This window comes from Vibrio hepatarius (genome assembly GCF_043642085.1).
Classification (GTDB): Bacteria; Pseudomonadota; Gammaproteobacteria; order Enterobacterales; family Vibrionaceae; genus Vibrio; species Vibrio hepatarius_C.
This window is the reverse complement of sequence record NZ_JBHZSA010000008.1, coordinates 153024-170305: the sequence shown is the minus strand read 5'-3', so window position 1 is coordinate 170305 and position 17282 is coordinate 153024. Positions and strand designations below refer to the sequence as shown.

Here is a 17282-nt window from a genome sequence, read left to right as displayed (position 1 = left end):
GGCTTGGCGCTATTAATTCAGTTTTATCGATTTATTGAAGTATCCATTTATTCTTTTCTGAACAACCTCTTATCCGCTCGGATTCTATGTAAACTAGCCTGTACAAGTCATGTTATTGATAGATGTTACAAAGTCTTACCTACGGTTGTTTTCATTCATTAATCATTGTTCTCTTGACCACTGTTTTTTATAAACGTGTCGCTTTGGTTAACCTTTAAATTTTTGGTCTTTTTGCGCTTTTTAGCGTCAAAAAACTGAATGTTGTCGTCATAAGCGTCAATTATTTCGAATAAATAGAATAGGGATGGATATGGGCCAGTGGTTAGGTCGACTCAAACTCTCTCAATTGATTATTGGGGCGTTAGTTTTTATCGGTGTAGTGCCTGCGGTGATTCTGGGTATAAACTCAGTGTGGTTAAGTCAAAGCGCTTTAACTGAGCGGTCATACAATCAGCTTGATACAGTCAGGAGCATCAAGTCTGCTCAAATCAATGCATTTTTTGCTGAGCGGCAAGGAGATATGGATGTTCTGGTTGATGTTGCTAACACACTTCAATTGGAGAGTTTTCGAAAACTAGAGGCGATTAATCAGTCGCAGGCGAATCAGGCCAGCGAATATGTTGATCAGCTAAAACTTAGTCTGCGTTTATTTGCTGATTCCTATACCACAAAAATGGTGATGCAGGAGGTTGAACGAGCTTTTCAGAACCAAGGTGGCAAGATTACTGGTCGCCAGTGGAGTAGCGTTGCAGAGCAGTATGGTGAAGAGGTCGATCGCTTTCAGCAAAGCTTTGGTTGGTATGATGCATTTTTGATTAATACCAATGGTGACATTGTCTATACCACCAACCGTGAACAGGATATCGGCAAAAATGTTCGCTCGAGTAATATTATCGGTTCGGGGTTAGAGAAAGCCTTCAGTCGCGCGCAGCAGTCTACTCAGCTTGGTCACGTCTACTTTGGTGACTTTACCCTTTATCACTACTCCAATAGCGTTCCGGCCGGATTTTTTGTTACTCCAATTAGCGATCAGCAAAATAAGGTGATTGGCTACGCGGCACTTCAGTTTCCAATCGATAAAGTCAACTCGATTACTGGTCAAGTCCAAGGTATGGGCGAGACTGGCGAAACCTATCTGATTGGCAGTGATAACTTGATGCGTTCTGACTCCCGTCTAGATCCTGTTGGCCACTCTGTGGTCGCGTCGTTCCAAAATAATACTCGAGTAGAGACTCAAGCCTCTGAGCAAGTTTTTAAGCAAGCGGGCTCTAGTATCATCACGGATTACAATGGCAACCTAGTGTTGTCGGTATGGCAGTCGATCACGTTAGATGATCAGCATCAGTGGGGGATCATTTCTGAAAAAGATGTTACAGAGGCCTTCGTACCTAAAGATGACCAAGGTGTCGATTTCTATCAAAAATACATCGAAAGTTATGGTTACTACGACCTGTTTTTGATCGACCCAAGTGGTGAAGCCTTTTATACCGTGACCAAAGAAGCCGATTATCAAACTAACCTAGTTAACGGTCGTTATGCTTCAAGCAATCTTGGTCAGTTAGTGCGTGAAGTGTTGAGTAGCAAGCAATATGGGATTGTTGATTTTGCACCTTATGCCCCATCTAATGATGCGCCAGCTGCGTTTATTGCTAAACCAATATTAAATCAGCAGGGTGAAGTCATTATGGTGGTTGCGTTGCAATTATCATTGGATGCGATTAATGCTGTGATGCAATTGCGTGAAGGTATGGGCGAAAGTGGAGAGTCTTACTTAGTGGGCTCTGATTATCGTATGCGCTCTGACTCTTACTTGAGTCCTGAAGCCCATTCTGTGACAGCTTCATTTGCTGGTAGTGTGGAAAGCAATGGGGTTAAAACAGAGGCGACATTGGAAGCCCTAGCAGGTAACTCAGGCGCTAAGATCATCACCGATTATAACGGTAACCAAGTGTTGTCGTCTTATGCTCCGCTGGATATCGGTGATTTCCGTTGGGCATTGGTAGCTGAAATTGATCAAAGCGAAGCCTTTGCGTCAGTGGCTAAGATTCGCAGCAGTATTGTTTATCTAATGATAGGGACACTGTTGTTCACCGTAGCTCTCGCCGTTTATCTAGCCAAGGTGATCAAGAAGCCTCTTGGTGGAGAGCCGAGAGAAATGATGTTGCTGGCTCAGCAAGTGGCAAAAGGTGATCTAACTTATCAATTTGATCGCCAGGCTCCTGCCGATAGCTTATATGGCGCCCTGCGTGAGATGTCAGACAACCTCAAACAGCTGATTGCTCATATTGTTGAAGCGAGTCAAAGCCTTGCATCGACAGCAGAGGAAACCTCGGTCGCCAGTGAGCAAACGACTCATGCGGTGACCACTCAGCATCGAGAGACAGAGTCGGTTGCTTCTGCGATTGAACAGATGACCGTATCGATTCAACAAGTCGCCCGCAGTACCCACGATGTTGCCCAGGCCTCGATCGCGGCGCGCGATACCAGTGCCTTTGGCCAGCAAACCTTAGATAAAGGCAGCATGGCGCTTAATAGTTTGGTTCAAGAAGTGTTTGCTGCGAACCAAGATATGAAAACCTTGCAGCTCAAGAGCAACGAAATTGGTCATGTCTTAGTCGTGATTCAAGAAATCGCAGAGCAAACTAACTTGCTGGCGCTGAATGCGGCGATTGAGGCGGCTCGAGCGGGTGAAGCAGGACGTGGCTTCGCTGTGGTTGCCGATGAGGTAAGAACACTGGCACAGCGAACGCAAACATCTGCATCGGAAATACAGCAAATGATCTCTTCAGTTCAGCAAGCAGCTAACTCGGCAAGCAGTAACATGACGCGTTGTGAAGAGCAGGTCAAAATGACAGAAGAGCTGTCTGAGCAAACCAAAGCCAACTTTGTCGGAATACTGGAGTCGATTAACCACATTAATTCAATGATGGATCAAGTGTCGACGGCCGCTGAAGAACAGGCCAAAGTGACCGATACCGTGAGTAGCAGCATTACTACCATCAGTGAAATGTCGCTACAGACTTCGGCAAGTGCCGAGCAGCTCGCAGGGGCAAGCCATGAAGTGGCTCAATCGGCGGAAGAGCTTAATGCATATACACTGCAATTTAAGGTTTAGGCGTAACCATTTCTTGTTTTAAAAGACATAGGCTGCTCGTCCTGAGCAGCCTATTTTATATTTGAAAGACGTGGTTTTGAGTGAAAGTACAGCGCCGCGCTGAGAAGTACTTGAGGTGTTAGAATGGACTATCCTTGCCGAGTTCATTGCAAATCTCGACGATAGCAAGTGATAGTCCTGATTTAATGATCTGTTGCTGACGTTGTAGCTGTAGTTGGTAAAACTCTAGGTCAATGTCATCATCCGGCTCGGCGACTTCTAGTTGCACCATGCCCATCTTCTTCACCAAATTGAGTTTCTTGATCGGGGCGAGAATATTGGGGTCGGTAAATTCGTAATCGGATGCGTCGCTGTTGAGTTCATTTTTTAGCTTAATAATATCTTCAATGTCGTGGTAGATATCATCAGGCAATACACCTAAACCAAACAGCAATTTCAAACGCACCGATAGATCGCCAAGTGGCCCAGTATCTTGCAACAGCGGACCTACGACCGACTGAACGGCGAAGTTATCTTTGCGAAAAATTCGCTGTACTAGGCCGTCAATTGAGTCTGTGAAGACATCGACGGTCGCAATAAAAAAGCCTCGTACCGAAGGTGCGCTATTTAATCGCTCAATGATCTCGGTTTCGTTGATACTATCTGCCATATACTGAATACATTTCTAATAATTATATAAGGGGAGCTAATGCTCCCCTGATGTTTAAATTTGGTTGTAAAGTGCCTCTATTTGAGTCACTTCAGCGCTATCTTCTGCAAGACCTGTGTATGTCGCGAGCGTCTTCTTCACTCCCGCTGTTTTTATTGAGTTTTGCAGTTCTACTGCTTGTGGGTCTGTGTCGTTAATGTACTTTAACGCAGCGGCAATGCCTTTCAAAAGTGTTTGATTTTCAGTGCCATACTCAATTGTACCGAGTAAAGGCTTCACTAATCTATCGTTGGCGCCTAATTTGCGAATTGGTTGGCGACCTACGCGGTCAACTTCATCGACTAAGAATGGGTTGGCAAAGCGACCTAAGATCTTTTCGATGTACGCGTTGTGCATATCGCGGTCAAAGCCGTAACGTTTGATCAGTACTTCACCACTCTCCTGCATTGCTTGCTTTACTTCAGTGTGAATGCTTGGATCTTCAATCGCTTGACGAATGGTGCGATGGCCTTTTAAGCAACCTAGGTAAGCGGTGATACAGTGACCAGTGTTGAGGGTGAACAACTTACGCTCTACAAACGCCATCAGGTTATTGGTTTTTTCCATGCCTGCGATGTTTGGGATTTCGCCTTTGAATTGCTGCTCATCGACAATCCATTCGCTAAAGCTTTCTACCGTTACTTCTAGTGGGTCATCGTTCGCCGCTTCTGCTGGTGGCACAATGCGGTCCACTGCTGAATCGACAAAGCCAACCAACTCGTCTGCTTTTGCATGCAATGATTCATTTAGGTGTTTGTACACTTCACCTTTTAGGTGAGTCGTGCCGCGAACCATATTTTCACATGCGATGATGTTCAATGGTTTTTCATTACCTGCCGCAAAGCGTTTTGTAATGCCAGTCGCGATGGTTTTTGCAATGATGTCTAGTACGTTAGGACCCACTGCCGTTGTTACCAAGTCGGTTTTTACAATGCGGTCGATGACATCTTCGCTGGCGGAGTTAACTGCGGTGACGTGAGTAACGGTGTCGATTTGGCACTCAGTCCCCACCACTTTTACTTTATATTCTTGTTTATGGCTCAGTTGGTCGACCAGCGGTGCATCTACGTCCGCGAACGTGACTTCGACTTCTGCGTCTGCCAATAGTTTACCGATGAAACCACGACCAATGTTACCTGCGCCAAAATGAACTGCGTTTTTCATAATGCTTACCTACCAATGTCTGAAATATTGACTAAAACGAATCTAGGGTGAGGCCAACCGCATAGGGGGTGACAGCTGACCTCGGTTTGCTCAGGAGCAAATAAAAGGAGTGATTAAGCCGCTTGCTGGCCGCCAAGGATGTTTAGAATCTCTTCGACATCTTGGGTGCTGGTTAGCTTCTCAATTGCCTCCGGCTCATCGAGCGCGTTGGTAATGGTGGTAATCACCTGTATGTGCTCATCGTTCTTAGCGGCAATGCCGATAACCAGTTTCGCTACATCATCGTTGTCTTCAGTAAATTGGATACCCGCTGGGTATTGGCAGATTACAATGCCGGTTTTCTTGACGCGGTCTTTCGCTTCTACTGTACCGTGAGGCACTGCGATAGATTCGCCTAGGTAAGTTGGAACTAATGCTTCACGTTCAAACATCGCGTCTACGTATTCAGGTTCTGCGTAGCCAAGTTCAACCAGTTTGTTGCCCGCAAAGCGAATCGCTTCTTCTTTGTTGGCTGCGTGCAAACCTAAGTGAATGTTCTCACGCTGGATTTGGAATATCGATGGTTGCTGTGGTTCAAAGCTGTCATCGTTCGCTGCCATGACCGACACTTTTACCATTTGGTCGTCATTGGCTGCGGATTGGTTTTGTGCTGCCAGTAGTTTGGTGACTAGCTGGTTGTACATTTCGCTGTCTAGGAAGTTTGTCAATGAAATGTGGTGTGCGTTTGGAGCATGCTGACGTGCACGATCCGTTAAATCTTTATGAGTAATCACGATATCTGCACTCTCTGGTAAGCTGTTAATAGCAAGGTTGGTTACGTGGATGTTCAGACCTGCGCTTTGAACTTTTTTGCGTAGCATGCTCGCACCCATTGCGCTTGAGCCCATGCCCGCATCACAAGCAACAATGATGCTTTGTACTGTCGCTAGGTCTACGTCACCTTTGCTTTGGTTGTTTACCACCGCATCGTTTTTAGATGCAGATTTCATGTCTTTCATTTGTGATGTTGCTTTCTCTAGCGCTGCTTCATCACCGTCTTCTTCTGTTGACGTTTGAGTCTTCATTAGTAGCGCAGCTACTGCGAATGACACGCCAGTTGCGGCTGCGATAGATGCGAGTACACCAACGATTGAACCTTTCTGAGTCATCAACAAGATGGCGAAGATAGAGCCTGGTGACGCTGGAGATACGATACCCGCGTTGAACATTGTCAGAACGAATACGCCAGTCATACCACCTGCGATAGCCGCAAGGATTAGGCGAGGGTTCATTAGGATATATGGGAAGTAAATCTCGTGGATACCGCCGAAGAAGTGGATGATTGATGCACCACCTGCAGTTTGACGAGCGGTACCTTTACCAAACACCATGTACGCTAGCAAGATACCTAGGCCAGGACCTGGGTTTGCTTCGATTAAGAAGAAGATCGATTGACCTGCTTCAGACGCTTGTTGAATACCTAGTGGAGAGAAAATACCGTGGTTGATCGCGTTATTTAGAAACAGGATCTTTGCTGGTTCAACGAAGATAGAGGTTAAAGGTAAAAGGTGCGCTGCAACTAAGAAGTTGACTCCAGCGGCTAAACCACCAGATAGAATTTTGACAAATGGGCCAATAAAGAAGAAAGCAAGGATGGCACATAGCATGCCGATGATGCCGGCAGAGAAGTTGTTGACCAACATCTCGAAGCCGCTTTTTACTTTGCCATCAATGTAGTTATCAAACTTTTTAATCGCCCAGCCGCCCATTGGGCCAACCATCATAGCGCCCATAAACATTGGAATGTCTGTGCCGACAATTACGCCCATGGTTGTGATTGCGCCGACGACAGCACCGCGGTCGCCACCAACCAATTTACCACCAGTGTAACCGATAAGTAGTGGCAGCAAGTAGGTAATCATAGGACCAACCATGGAGGCCAAGGTTTCGTTTGGTAGCCATCCGGTTGGAATAAATAGAGCGGTGATAAAACCCCACGCAATGAATGCGCCGATGTTAGGCATTACCATGTTTGACAGAAAACGACCAAAATTCTGTATCTTGATCTTAGCATCTGGTGATATCATAACTGTTCCCCGTTCGATGTTCTGATGAATGTTGTAGTAGTAGCGGTTCGCCAAAACCGTCTGATTGCTTAGTACCCAATCAATCTACCACACATTTTCCAATTGGAACTGACGACGGGTTTTTTGTGATTACCCCCTTAAAAATAGCCCTACCAAATACTTTTTTAGTGATCTTGTTCAGTCTTTGACACTGAAAGTTAATGACAAAATACAAAATAATATTAAGTCAATAAAAACAAGTTGCCTCACGTCTCATTTATTTAAATTTAAAATTAACCCTAAAGGTGATTCTGATCACGTAAATGTTTTCTTGGATCTTGGGTTTAAATTGTTTTGTGATTTTGATCTCATTTACTAATTGGTATCTTGAGGAGTGTTTAGTGATTAAGATCACTATTTTTGATTTATTGAAAGTTTGTAACGAGTGGGTTGCGGTAAGAAAACAATAAATACAAAAAAGGCAGCTTACACAAGCTGCCTTTTAAATTGGTTCATCACTATTAAGCGAGAATTAGAAACCTTTGATGTTCTCAGCTTCTAGCTCAGTGAAGTATTTAACTGTCTTCACTTTTAGCTCTTGAGTTGATGGCTCATCACAAACAATCACTGATTTCGGGTGTAGCTGAAGTGCAGATACAGTCCATAGGTGGTTTACGCTGCCTTCAACTGCTGCTTCTAGTGCTAGTGCTTTGTTGTGACCTGTTACTAGGATCATGATCTCTTCAGAATCTAGTAGTGTACCAACACCGATAGTTAGTGCGTATTTAGGTACTTGGTTGATGTCACCATCAAAGAAACGAGAGTTTGCGATACGAGTATCTTCAGTTAGCGTCTTGATACGAGTGCGTGAAGATAGAGAAGATGCTGGCTCATTGAATGCGATGTGACCGTCATTACCTACGCCACCCATGAATAGGTTGATCTTGCCGTAAGATTTGATCTTATCTTCGTAACGCTGACATTCTGCATCGTTGTCTGCTGCATTGCCGTCTAGCAGGTTGATGTTTTCTTCTTGAATATCAATGTGGTTGAAGAAGTTGTTGTACATGAAAGAGCGGTATGACTCAGGGTGATCCGCTGGGATACCGATGTACTCATCCATGTTGAATGTCACAACGTGCTTGAAGCTTACTTCACCCGCTTTGTGCAGTTCAATTAGTGCATTGTAAGTTGCTAGAGGAGTACCACCCGTTGGTAGACCAAGAACAAATGGACGATCTGCTGTTGGGTTGAACGCGTTGATCTTGTTTGCAATGTGACGCGCTGCCCATTTACCAACTTGTGCAGCGTTATTTAGAGGAATCAGTCTCATTTGTCTTTCCTATAGAAAATTGTCAGATGTAATGCTTAATTTGCATTGTAAAATAAGAGCGAATTTTAAGCTAGCGTTTTTGCGGGAGAGGCGCGGTTTTTCTCTTATTTTAGATCAAATAATGTGCACTTATCTGTGCGAAGATGAAGAATCTTAGGCTTTTTTTCTGTTATGAGAAAAGCGCACGCAAAGTGTTTCTTTGCGTGCGGAGAGTTTAGTTATTGCTATCTAGATAAGCTTTCGACGAAATATCCGTCCAAGCACGAACTTTGGTTAAGTACTGCTTCTGTGACTCAATAATTTCTTTAGCTAATGCATCTTTATTAGCTTGCTCTGCCAGTAATTCGTTAGTCGCTGTTTGCATTGCCTCAAGTACAGCTGGTGGGAAGTCTCGCACCTTAATATCTGGGTACTCAGCACTCATGGTTGCCCAGCTATTGGCATTGGCGTCGACAGCTTGGGTATACATATCGAAGGCGGCTACGCGGAAAGCGGTCTCTAGAATGGTCTGAAGATCAGCGGGCAGTTTATCCCATGTCTTCTTATTAACTAGGAATTGCGTTTCAGAACCCGGTTCATGCCATGCCGTGTAGTAATACGGGGCAATTTTCTGGAAACCCATACGTAAATCAAATGCTGGGCCAACCCATTCCAAAGCATCAATCGTACCGCGTTCCAGAGAGGTATACAGTTCGCCCGGTGCAATGTTGGTCGGCTTAGCGCCAACGCGTGCCATCACTTCTCCAGCAAATCCAGGAATACGTATTTTTAGCCCTTGTAGATCTTCAATTGAATTGATTTCTTTCTTAAACCAACCGCCCATTTGAATATCAGAGTTACCACCAGGGAACGAAAGTAGGTTATGCGGTGCGTAGACCTTCTCCATTAACTCCATGCCACCACCGCGATAGAACCAAGCGTACTGCTCAGTCGAAATCATACCAAACGGCATTGAAGAGAAATAAAGCGTGTTAGGGACTTTTCCTTTCCAGTAGTACGAGCTTGAGTGGCCCAAGTCATACTGACCCGATTTAACCATATCAAAAATACCCAATGGTGCTTTGTGCTTGTTGGCTGAATCAATACGAATCTTGAGCCGTCCATTGGACATCTCTTCGGCTAACTGGGCCATGTTCTTGGTGGCATCACCCAAAATTGGAGTATTTGGTCCCCAAGTCTCAGCAAGCTTAAGACGATAAACTTTTTCTGCAGCAAAAGCAGAAAATGAGCTAACCATTAGCGACAGTGAAAGTGCTCCTGTAAACAGAGTACGTAAGGGGGATTTTATTTTCAGCATGACGTAATGACTTCCTTATCATTGTGATTGTTATATGCCGCTAGCTTTTATCCTGTTTGATTTTTCGTCAATCTGAATTTTGCTTCTATATAGAGGGAGTCATAGATAGAGGTTCTATAAATAAATACTTTGCTAGTTTAAATAACTGGTTTTTATTAGATGGTTAATGCAATGACGCAGTAGAAAGTGATTGAGAAGGGAAAGTAACTTGATAATAGAAGTGCTGCATAGGTCACGCAGCACATCTTGGTTTAATCAATTGCGTAGCTGACCATGTTGCTTCAAATAGTGCTCAGCTTGAATTGAGCCCATATAGCGCGCCAGTGTCCTCAGTGGTACTTGGCGAAGATCGACCATGATCAATCCGTCTAGTGCGTTATTAAAGCAAGGATCCACATTGAAAGAGATCAGCTTGCCGTTCAGCCCTAGGTACTGACGCAGTAGCACAGGGACATTTTTCCCTTCATCTATTCTTGCAATTAGGCGTGAGAGTAATTGCATGTCATTCAGTGCGGTAAGCATGGATGTATTCCAATTCTTATCTTGTCGCGGTAGAGGGTTGGAAGGGGTGACATGTTCGGCCATCTCAGAGTGATAATGATGAAGGGTCATGGTTTCCGCCAGTAAATGTCTGGTTCGTTCGCTATAGTCATTGCTGATACTGACCGGGCCAAATAGATGCGTGTATTTTGTGTTTCGCTCTACATAGGCAGCGATTCCTTTCCAAAGCAGCAGTAATGGCGCCATCGATTTTTGGTACTTTTCATCGATCACTGAACGTCCCATCTCGATAGCCGGTCCCATGCTATTGATAAAAGGTTGGTTGAAATGAAATAAAGTGCGTGAGTAAAGGCCTGAAATACCGTGTTTGTCGATCAGTTTATCTACCAGTCCAAGGCGATAAGCACCAACCAGAGCTTGGTTTTCGCGATCCCATATAAATAGCTGCAGATAGTCTCGATCGTACTTATCTATGTCGAGATTTCTCCCCGTACCTTCTCCAGCTTTTCGGAAGTTGATTTCACGCAGCCGCCCAATTTCATGCATGATCGAAGGAATACGTTCAGATGCCGTGCAATAAACATCGAACTCACCACTAGTAAGCAGGAGCTGTTGGTGATCAAGAGCGGCAAGATCATTAAGTTGATCTTGGAGTGCGACAGGATCGTTGATCGGAACTGGCGGAGTTTTAATATCCGCTGGTGAAGAGTGAATCGTACCTTCTTGCTGAAGATAGGTATTGAGACGCAGGTAGCTAGTCATTTGCTCGTCAGACAATCCATTCACTTCTTTATATTTGATCGCTGTACCAATAGAGAGCTGGATCTTTTCATTGCTCTTATTGAGTAGTTCTCGGCCGAGTAATAAGGTTTTAAGTAGAGGGTGAACTTTTCCTGCTAGATAGAATCGCTTGGAGTTTTGTCCTTCAATGAAAATAGGCACTGAGGTCGCACGTGATTTTCTAATTAAGCGGCTAACGGAATGACTCCAAGCTTTGTCGGTCACTTTATTGCTCTTTTTGTCGACTAACTGCGAGACTTCTCCGGCAGGAAAAAGCAGTAACAGCCCACCCTTGGCTAAATGTTGATGGGCTTGACGCAGTGCCGTGAGGTTAGCTTGATGAGCATTCTGACCATCAAATACATCAACTCCGATAAATAGCTGGTCAAGTTCAGGAACCGTTTTCAGATATTGATTGGCCAGAATTTGTACGTCACTACGCACTTGTAACAGCAGCTCTGCCAAAATAACCCCTTCGACACAGCCGAAAGGGTGATTAGCGACAACGACGGTCGCACCTGATGTTGGGATATGTGCCAGTGTGCCTTTGTGAACTTGATAATCGATGCCAAGTACTTCTAAGGTGAACCTGAGAAATTGTTGTGTATCACAACCTGCAGGACGCTCTGCATAGAACTTGTCTAGCTTAGAGAGACCGGTTGCCCACTCAGTGAAATGTTCGCCAAGTCGAAAAGGAGTTTTAGTTGGTAAACGAAAAGGGCTAGAGACTTCCATATGTCCTCACAATAGTGCCGAGTTTCATTCGAGGGTATGGGGCTGATATGACATTGACGCTTCAATTTAATGAGAGATAGATGAAACAAGAGGGCATTTTAGTGACAGCGGTAAGAATTTGGCGTTTTTTGGCTTACGCGGTGTAATAATGATTATTTAATTAATCTAAAAAATATATCGCTCACAAAATATACTAATTTCGTATCTAACCTAAAGTTTAGTTGCTAAGTTTTATATGCGGGTATCGCTATCACTGTAACATACAGGCGTTAGACCTTAGTGAGGATAGCAGCCAAATTACCTTCGTTTTTGCTGATCTGGAATACCTCATCTTAAGAGGTAAAACGGGAACCTTAGGTTCCCGTTGTTGTATATGCCAGATAATAAAAAGCCTGAGCGAGTACTCAGGCTTTTTATCTATATAGAGGTAGAGCTAGCTGGTGCGATGTACAGCCATATGCGCAATGGTGACGAGTGCTTGTTTGTACTCCGACTCTGCTAATACGCTAAGCTCCGCAATGGCTTTGTCTGCTTCTTGGTAAGCTTTTTGGCGAGTGTATTCTAGCGAGCCAGTTTGCTCCATCGCTTCCAGAATATCGTTTAGGCGCTCCATTCCATTCGCTTTCTCAATCGCTTCACGAATCATTGCGGTTTGCTCAGCCGTGCCGTTTTTCATTGCATAAAGCAGTGGTAGGGTAGGCTTACCTTCCGCAAGATCATCACCAACGTTTTTGCCCATCTCATCGCCATCCGATGTGTAATCCATCACATCATCAATAAGCTGGAACGCAGTACCCAAGTATTTGCCGTAGTTCTGCAGCGCAAGTTCGACTTCTTCAGGGGCGTCATTAAGAATTGCGCCAATTTGCGTTGCGGCTTCGAACAGGCGGGCAGTCTTAGAATAGATGACCTGCATGTAGCTTTCTTCTGTCGTGTCTGGGTTGTTGCAGTTCATTAATTGTTGAACTTCACCCTCGGCGATGATATTTACCGCATCACTCATCAGCTTAAGGATCTTTAAAGATCCTAGCTCGGTCATCATCTGAAATGAGCGTGTGTAGATAAAGTCGCCAACCAAAACGCTTGCCGCATTACCAAAGGCTGCGTTGGCTGTCGCTTTACCGCGGCGCATGTCGGACTCATCAACAACATCATCATGAAGCAGGGTTGCAGTATGGATGAATTCGATAAACGCTGCAGAAGTTGTATGTGCTTCACCTTGGTAGCCTAGGGCTCTAGCAGATAAAACAGCCAAAAGAGGGCGAATGCGTTTACCACCACCGCTAACGATGTAGAAACCCAGTTGATTGATTAAAGAGACATCAGAGTTGAGTTGTGCGTGAATTGTTTCGTTCACTTTTGCCATGTCATCGGCGGTGAGTGCTTGGATAGCTTTAAAATCCATTGTAAATCCGGCTGAAGTTAGAACTTGTAAGGTATTCTTATCGAGTTTATTTGCTGAATAATACACTAAAAAACGTTGATTAATACATGCTTAACGGGCATGATCTCGGCACTTTTCATTGGCGATTAGCTTTTCGCCAATTTTTTCAAAATATGGCTTGTCATAGGTGCGACCTTTCTGTAGAATCTGCGCCCTATTGATGATTAGTTTAGCGCACACCCTTGATGCTCAAATAGCATACGGCTGTGCGGAAAAAGCGGAGTAAGATATGTACGCTGTTTTCCAATCTGGTGGTAAACAACACCGTGTAAGCGAAGGTCAAACTCTTCGTTTAGAGAAATTAGACGTTGAAACTGGTGCAACTGTTGAATTTGATAAAGTTCTTCTTGTTGCTAACGGTGAAGACATTAAAGTTGGTGCTCCTCTTGTAGAGGGCGGCAAAGTAGTTGCAGAAGTTGTACAACACGGTCGTGGCGATAAAGTTAAAATCGTTAAATTCCGTCGTCGTAAGCATTCTCGCAAACAAGCTGGTCACCGTCAGTGGTTCACGGAAGTGAAAATCACTGGTATCAACGCTTAATCGATTAGGAGAGTTTAACAATGGCACACAAAAAAGCTGGTGGTTCTACTCGTAACGGCCGCGATTCAGAAAGCAAACGTCTAGGTGTTAAGCGTTTCGGTGGTGAGTCTGTTCTTGCAGGTAACATCATCGTTCGTCAACGTGGTACTAAGTTCCACGCTGGTACTAACGTTGGTATCGGTAAAGACCACACTCTTTTCGCTCTTACTGAAGGTAAAGTGAAATTCGAAGTGAAAGGTCCTAAAAACCGTAAATTCGTTAGCATCGAAGCTGAGTAATTTAAACCTAGTTTAATTTATTCATTAGCTTTCAAGCTGAATTCAAAAGCCCTGCCGATTCGGCGGGGTTTTTTATTTATGGTGAGTTTGAGTTTGCCAGTACGGTGGAATCAATACTAAGGCACTCTGTAAAGAGTCCCTTCATATTTGTTCCAGTAGCAGAGCAGTGAAGATCTCAGGTGATCAGTCTGAAACTGGAATCTGCTAGAATTTATATCATTCACTTTTCCTAATGAGATAGGGAGAGCTGAGATGATATTTGCAACGCAGCTATGGCACATAGCACAAGGGCGGAGTAAGAGATGAAATTCGTTGATGAAGCGGTAGTAAAAGTTCAAGCCGGTGATGGCGGTAACGGTGTAGTGAGTTTCTGGCGTGAGAAATTCGTTGCGAAAGGTGGCCCTGATGGTGGCGACGGTGGTGACGGCGGTGATGTATACATCCAAGCTGATGAAAACCTTAACACGCTAATTGATTACCGCTTCCAGCGCTTCTATGAAGCGGAACGTGGTGAAAATGGCCGTGGTGGTAACTGTACAGGTAAGCGTGGTAAAGACAAAGTGCTTCGCGTGCCTGTCGGTACTCGCGCTGTTGATATCCATACTAATGAGATTGTTGCTGAAGTTGCTGAACATGGCAAAAAAGTCATGGTCGCAAAAGGTGGTTGGCATGGTCTGGGTAACACCCGTTTTAAATCTTCAGTTAACCGTGCACCACGTCAAAAGACACTAGGTACTAAAGGTGAAATCCGCGAAGTTCGTTTAGAGCTACTGCTGCTTGCTGACGTAGGTATGCTTGGCTTGCCGAATGCAGGTAAATCAACCTTTATTCGCGCAGTATCTGCAGCTAAACCTAAAGTGGCGGACTACCCGTTTACTACATTGATCCCAAGCTTGGGTGTAGTGAGTGTTGTACCTGAGAAAAGCTTCGTTGTTGCCGATATCCCTGGTCTGATTGAAGGCGCAGCAGATGGCGCAGGCCTTGGTATTCGTTTCTTGAAGCACCTTGAGCGTTGTCGTGTTCTACTACATATGATCGACATCATGCCAATTGATCAAACTGATCCAGTTGAAAATGCACTAACGATCATTGATGAGCTTGAGCAATATAGCGAGAAGCTGGCTGGTAAACCTCGTTGGTTAATTTTCAACAAAGTTGATCTGATGCCAGAGGAAGAAGCGAATGAAGTGATCCAAAACATTATTGACGCTCTAGGCTGGGATGAGGATTACTACAAGATTTCTGCTGTAAACCGCGATGGTACTAAAGAGCTATGCTACAAGTTAGCTGACTTTATGGAAAACCTACCGCGTGAAGAAGAAGAAATCTCTGAGGAAGAGAAAGTCGACTTCATGTGGGATGATTACCACAAAGATGCGATCGCAGGTAAAGATGTTATCACTGAAGAAGATGATGACGACGACTGGGATGACTGGGACGATGAAGAAGATGACGGTCACGTTGTCTACGTCCGCGAATAACAGTTAAGAAAAGTTTAAGCCGCAATGTTTATTGCGGCTTTTTTGTGTCTATATCAAATCATGCCAGAGCATTTCTCTGCAAAATAGGTGCATTCTAAAGGAGTAGGATAGAATCATGGCATCCAAGCAACGAGCTGTGTCTCGTTTAATCGCCCAAGCAGGGCAAATGCTTTTGGCTCATGGAGCAGAAAGCACTCTCGTTGGTGACCTTATGCGTCGCTTTGGTTTAGCGGCCGGTATGGACGAAGTTGAAGTGTCGTTATCCGCTAGTTCATTAGTCGTTACTACCGTTTATCAAGAGCACTGCATCACCACTGCTCGTCGCTGTCCCGATCGCGGCATCAATATGTGGGCCATTACCCAAGTTCAACGCATCTGCATTATGCTCGAGCGCGGTATTATCGATTATTCACTCGCCCAAGAAAAACTCAATGCTATCAGCCCTGAGCGTTATAACCGCTGGTTAGTAGTTTTCATGATTGGTTTGTCTTGTGCTGCTTTTAGCCATTTAGCTGGTGGCGATTGGGTGGTATTTGCGATGACTTTTATCGCTTCTTCTACAGGAATGGTGGTGAGACAAGAAATTGGCCATCGCCATTTCAATCCACTGATGAACTTCACCGCAACTGCTTTTGTTACCACAGTAGTATCTGCTCAAGCTGTGATTTATCAGTTAGGTAACTCACCATCACTGGTTATGGCTTCTTCGGTGCTGATGCTGGTTCCTGGTTTTCCATTGATCAATTCTGTTGCGGATATGCTTAAAGGCTACATCAATATGGGTATCGCTCGATTTGTCATGGCGAGTTTGTTGACTCTCGCAACCAGTCTCGGAATTGTTGCTGCTATGAGTCTCGTTGGTGTATCGGGGTGGGTTGTATGATCAACTTGGATCTATTATTCGGTCTGCTGAATGATATGTTTTTTGCAGCGATTCCTGCTGTGGGCTTTGCTTTGGTGTTCAATGTGCCGCAAAAGGCATTAGTTTATTGCGCCTTAGGTGGTGCGATAGGTCATGGCTCGCGTTATTTAATGATGCACTTTGGTATTCCTATTGAGTGGGCGACCTTCTTTGCCGCTATCATTGTGAGCATGGTTGGCATTCATTGGTCAGCACGTTTTCTTGCCCATCCAAAAGTGTTTACCGTCGCAGCCTTGATTCCTATGGTTCCAGGGGTATTCGCCTTTAAAGCGATGATCGCCTTGGTGGAGCTCAATAACCAAGGTTACTCTCCAGAGTTGGTTGCGATGTTAATGGAGAACTTCCTTAAAGCGATGTTTATTATTGCTGGTTTAGCGGTTGGCTTAGCTATGCCAGGCTTGCTATTCTATCGCCGCAAACCCATCGTATAAGTCCTGAGGAGTAAGGAAATGATCATTAGTATGATCGCCGCAATGGCACAAGATCGAGTTATTGGAATAGACAATCAAATGCCATGGCATCTTCCTGCTGACTTTGCTTGGTTTAAACGTTGCACTATGGGTAAGCCCGTTGTAATGGGGCGCAAGACTTATGACTCAATTGGCCGCCCATTACCGGGACGTCAGAACATTGTGATCAGCCGTGATGCTTCATTGGTGATTGAAGGGGTAACCACAGTGACCTCGATTGACGAAGCGTTAACCGTTGCAGGCTCAGTTGAAGAAGTGATGATCATTGGTGGCGGCACTATCTATGAGGCTTGCCTAGCAAAAGCTAATAAACTGTATGTCACTCATATTGAAGCAGAGATTCAAGGCGATACACAGTTCCCAGCATGGGGGGATGAGTTTAAAGAAACTTACTCTGAGGCGTATTCCGCGGATGAAAAGAACGCTTACAATATGCGTTTTGTCGTTTTAGAAAAGTAACGAGTTCGCTATGCTTCGAGCAACGAGTG

At 44.6% G+C, this 17282-nt stretch carries 14 protein-coding genes; 7 read left to right on the top strand and 7 right to left on the bottom strand.

Going from position 1 to position 17282, the window contains the following annotated elements; genetic code table 11:
• Positions 1–310: 310 nt before the first annotated feature.
• Entirely contained in the window at positions 311–3115 is a 2805-nt protein-coding gene (locus ACHUFZ_RS15990; protein ID WP_394127919.1) for a methyl-accepting chemotaxis protein, read from the top strand.
• A 118-nt stretch (positions 3116–3233) separates the two neighbouring features.
• Here the strand turns inward: ACHUFZ_RS15990 and ACHUFZ_RS15985 are convergent, their stop codons facing one another.
• The 7 genes from ACHUFZ_RS15985 to ispB form a co-directional block, all read right to left on the bottom strand.
• Entirely contained in the window at positions 3234–3764 is a 531-nt protein-coding gene (locus ACHUFZ_RS15985) for an MltR family transcriptional regulator (RefSeq protein ID WP_394127918.1), read from the bottom strand.
• 54 nt (positions 3765–3818) lie between these two features.
• Complete coding sequence (locus ACHUFZ_RS15980) at positions 3819–4967, bottom strand: mannitol-1-phosphate 5-dehydrogenase (RefSeq protein WP_394127917.1); 1149 nt, start codon at positions 4965–4967, stop codon at positions 3819–3821.
• Between the two features lie 113 nt (positions 4968–5080).
• Positions 5081–7033 (bottom strand): PTS mannitol transporter subunit IICBA, encoded by a 1953-nt coding sequence (locus tag ACHUFZ_RS15975; RefSeq protein ID WP_394127916.1) that lies wholly within the window; start codon positions 7031–7033, stop codon positions 5081–5083.
• A gap of 511 nt (positions 7034–7544) precedes the next feature.
• Positions 7545–8345, bottom strand: coding sequence for a glucosamine-6-phosphate deaminase (gene nagB / locus ACHUFZ_RS15970; RefSeq protein WP_004409930.1), 801 nt, complete (start codon positions 8343–8345; stop codon positions 7545–7547).
• Between the two features lie 214 nt (positions 8346–8559).
• Entirely contained in the window at positions 8560–9582 is a 1023-nt protein-coding gene (locus tag ACHUFZ_RS15965) for a TRAP transporter substrate-binding protein (protein WP_394127950.1), read from the bottom strand.
• Positions 9583–9897: 315 nt separating this feature from the next.
• Positions 9898–11658, bottom strand: a complete 1761-nt coding sequence (locus ACHUFZ_RS15960) for a lysophospholipid acyltransferase family protein (RefSeq protein ID WP_394127915.1) — start codon at positions 11656–11658, stop codon at positions 9898–9900.
• A 433-nt stretch (positions 11659–12091) separates the two neighbouring features.
• On the bottom strand, positions 12092–13063 hold the full coding sequence (gene ispB / locus ACHUFZ_RS15955) for an octaprenyl diphosphate synthase (protein WP_394127914.1): 972 nt from the start codon (positions 13061–13063) through the stop codon (positions 12092–12094).
• A 268-nt stretch (positions 13064–13331) separates the two neighbouring features.
• Between ispB and rplU the strand changes: the two genes are divergently transcribed.
• The 6 genes from rplU (at position 13332) to folA (ending at position 17253) form a co-directional block, all read left to right on the top strand.
• Positions 13332–13643, top strand: coding sequence for a 50S ribosomal protein L21 (rplU, locus tag ACHUFZ_RS15950; protein ID WP_038207969.1), 312 nt, complete (start codon positions 13332–13334; stop codon positions 13641–13643).
• Between the two features lie 20 nt (positions 13644–13663).
• A complete protein-coding gene (rpmA, locus tag ACHUFZ_RS15945; RefSeq protein ID WP_004409945.1) occupies positions 13664–13921 on the top strand; it encodes a 50S ribosomal protein L27 in 258 nt (85 codons plus the stop codon).
• Between the two features lie 302 nt (positions 13922–14223).
• The gene (gene cgtA / locus ACHUFZ_RS15940) at positions 14224–15402 is read left to right on the top strand and encodes an Obg family GTPase CgtA (RefSeq protein WP_394127913.1); all 1179 of its coding nucleotides are present in this window, start codon (positions 14224–14226) and stop codon (positions 15400–15402) included.
• Between the two features lie 115 nt (positions 15403–15517).
• Positions 15518–16285, top strand: a complete 768-nt coding sequence (locus ACHUFZ_RS15935; protein ID WP_394127912.1) for a threonine/serine exporter family protein — start codon at positions 15518–15520, stop codon at positions 16283–16285.
• Positions 16282–16755: a threonine/serine exporter family protein gene (locus ACHUFZ_RS15930; protein WP_167489297.1), complete on the top strand. Its 474-nt coding sequence runs from the start codon at positions 16282–16284 to the stop codon at positions 16753–16755. Before ACHUFZ_RS15935 ends, ACHUFZ_RS15930 begins: the two co-directional genes overlap by 4 nt.
• Before the next feature lie 18 nt (positions 16756–16773).
• Positions 16774–17253: a type 3 dihydrofolate reductase gene (gene folA / locus ACHUFZ_RS15925; RefSeq protein ID WP_394127911.1), complete on the top strand. Its 480-nt coding sequence runs from the start codon at positions 16774–16776 to the stop codon at positions 17251–17253.
• Positions 17254–17282 lie beyond the last annotated feature (29 nt).

Bases quoted from the DNA above. Each gene is read 5' to 3' on its own strand.
- ACHUFZ_RS15960 (WP_394127915.1), bottom strand. From the start codon at position 11,658: ATGGAAGTCTCTAGCCCTTTTCGTTTACCAACTAAAACTCCTTTTCGA.
- nagB (WP_004409930.1), bottom strand. From the start codon at position 8,345: ATGAGACTGATTCCTCTAAATAACGCTGCACAAGTTGGTAAATGGGCA.
- folA (WP_394127911.1), top strand. From the start codon at position 16,774: ATGATCATTAGTATGATCGCCGCAATGGCACAAGATCGAGTTATTGGA.
- ACHUFZ_RS15965 (WP_394127950.1), bottom strand. From the start codon at position 9,582: ATGGTTAGCTCATTTTCTGCTTTTGCTGCAGAAAAAGTTTATCGTCTT.
- ACHUFZ_RS15975 (WP_394127916.1), bottom strand. From the start codon at position 7,033: ATGATATCACCAGATGCTAAGATCAAGATACAGAATTTTGGTCGTTTT.
- cgtA (WP_394127913.1), top strand. From the start codon at position 14,224: ATGAAATTCGTTGATGAAGCGGTAGTAAAAGTTCAAGCCGGTGATGGC.
- ACHUFZ_RS15990 (WP_394127919.1), top strand. From the start codon at position 311: ATGGGCCAGTGGTTAGGTCGACTCAAACTCTCTCAATTGATTATTGGG.
- ACHUFZ_RS15930 (WP_167489297.1), top strand. From the start codon at position 16,282: ATGATCAACTTGGATCTATTATTCGGTCTGCTGAATGATATGTTTTTT.
- ACHUFZ_RS15985 (WP_394127918.1), bottom strand. From the start codon at position 3,764: ATGGCAGATAGTATCAACGAAACCGAGATCATTGAGCGATTAAATAGC.
- ACHUFZ_RS15980 (WP_394127917.1), bottom strand. From the start codon at position 4,967: ATGAAAAACGCAGTTCATTTTGGCGCAGGTAACATTGGTCGTGGTTTC.
- ACHUFZ_RS15935 (WP_394127912.1), top strand. From the start codon at position 15,518: ATGGCATCCAAGCAACGAGCTGTGTCTCGTTTAATCGCCCAAGCAGGG.
- ispB (WP_394127914.1), bottom strand. From the start codon at position 13,063: ATGGATTTTAAAGCTATCCAAGCACTCACCGCCGATGACATGGCAAAA.
- rpmA (WP_004409945.1), top strand. From the start codon at position 13,664: ATGGCACACAAAAAAGCTGGTGGTTCTACTCGTAACGGCCGCGATTCA.
- rplU (WP_038207969.1), top strand. From the start codon at position 13,332: ATGTACGCTGTTTTCCAATCTGGTGGTAAACAACACCGTGTAAGCGAA.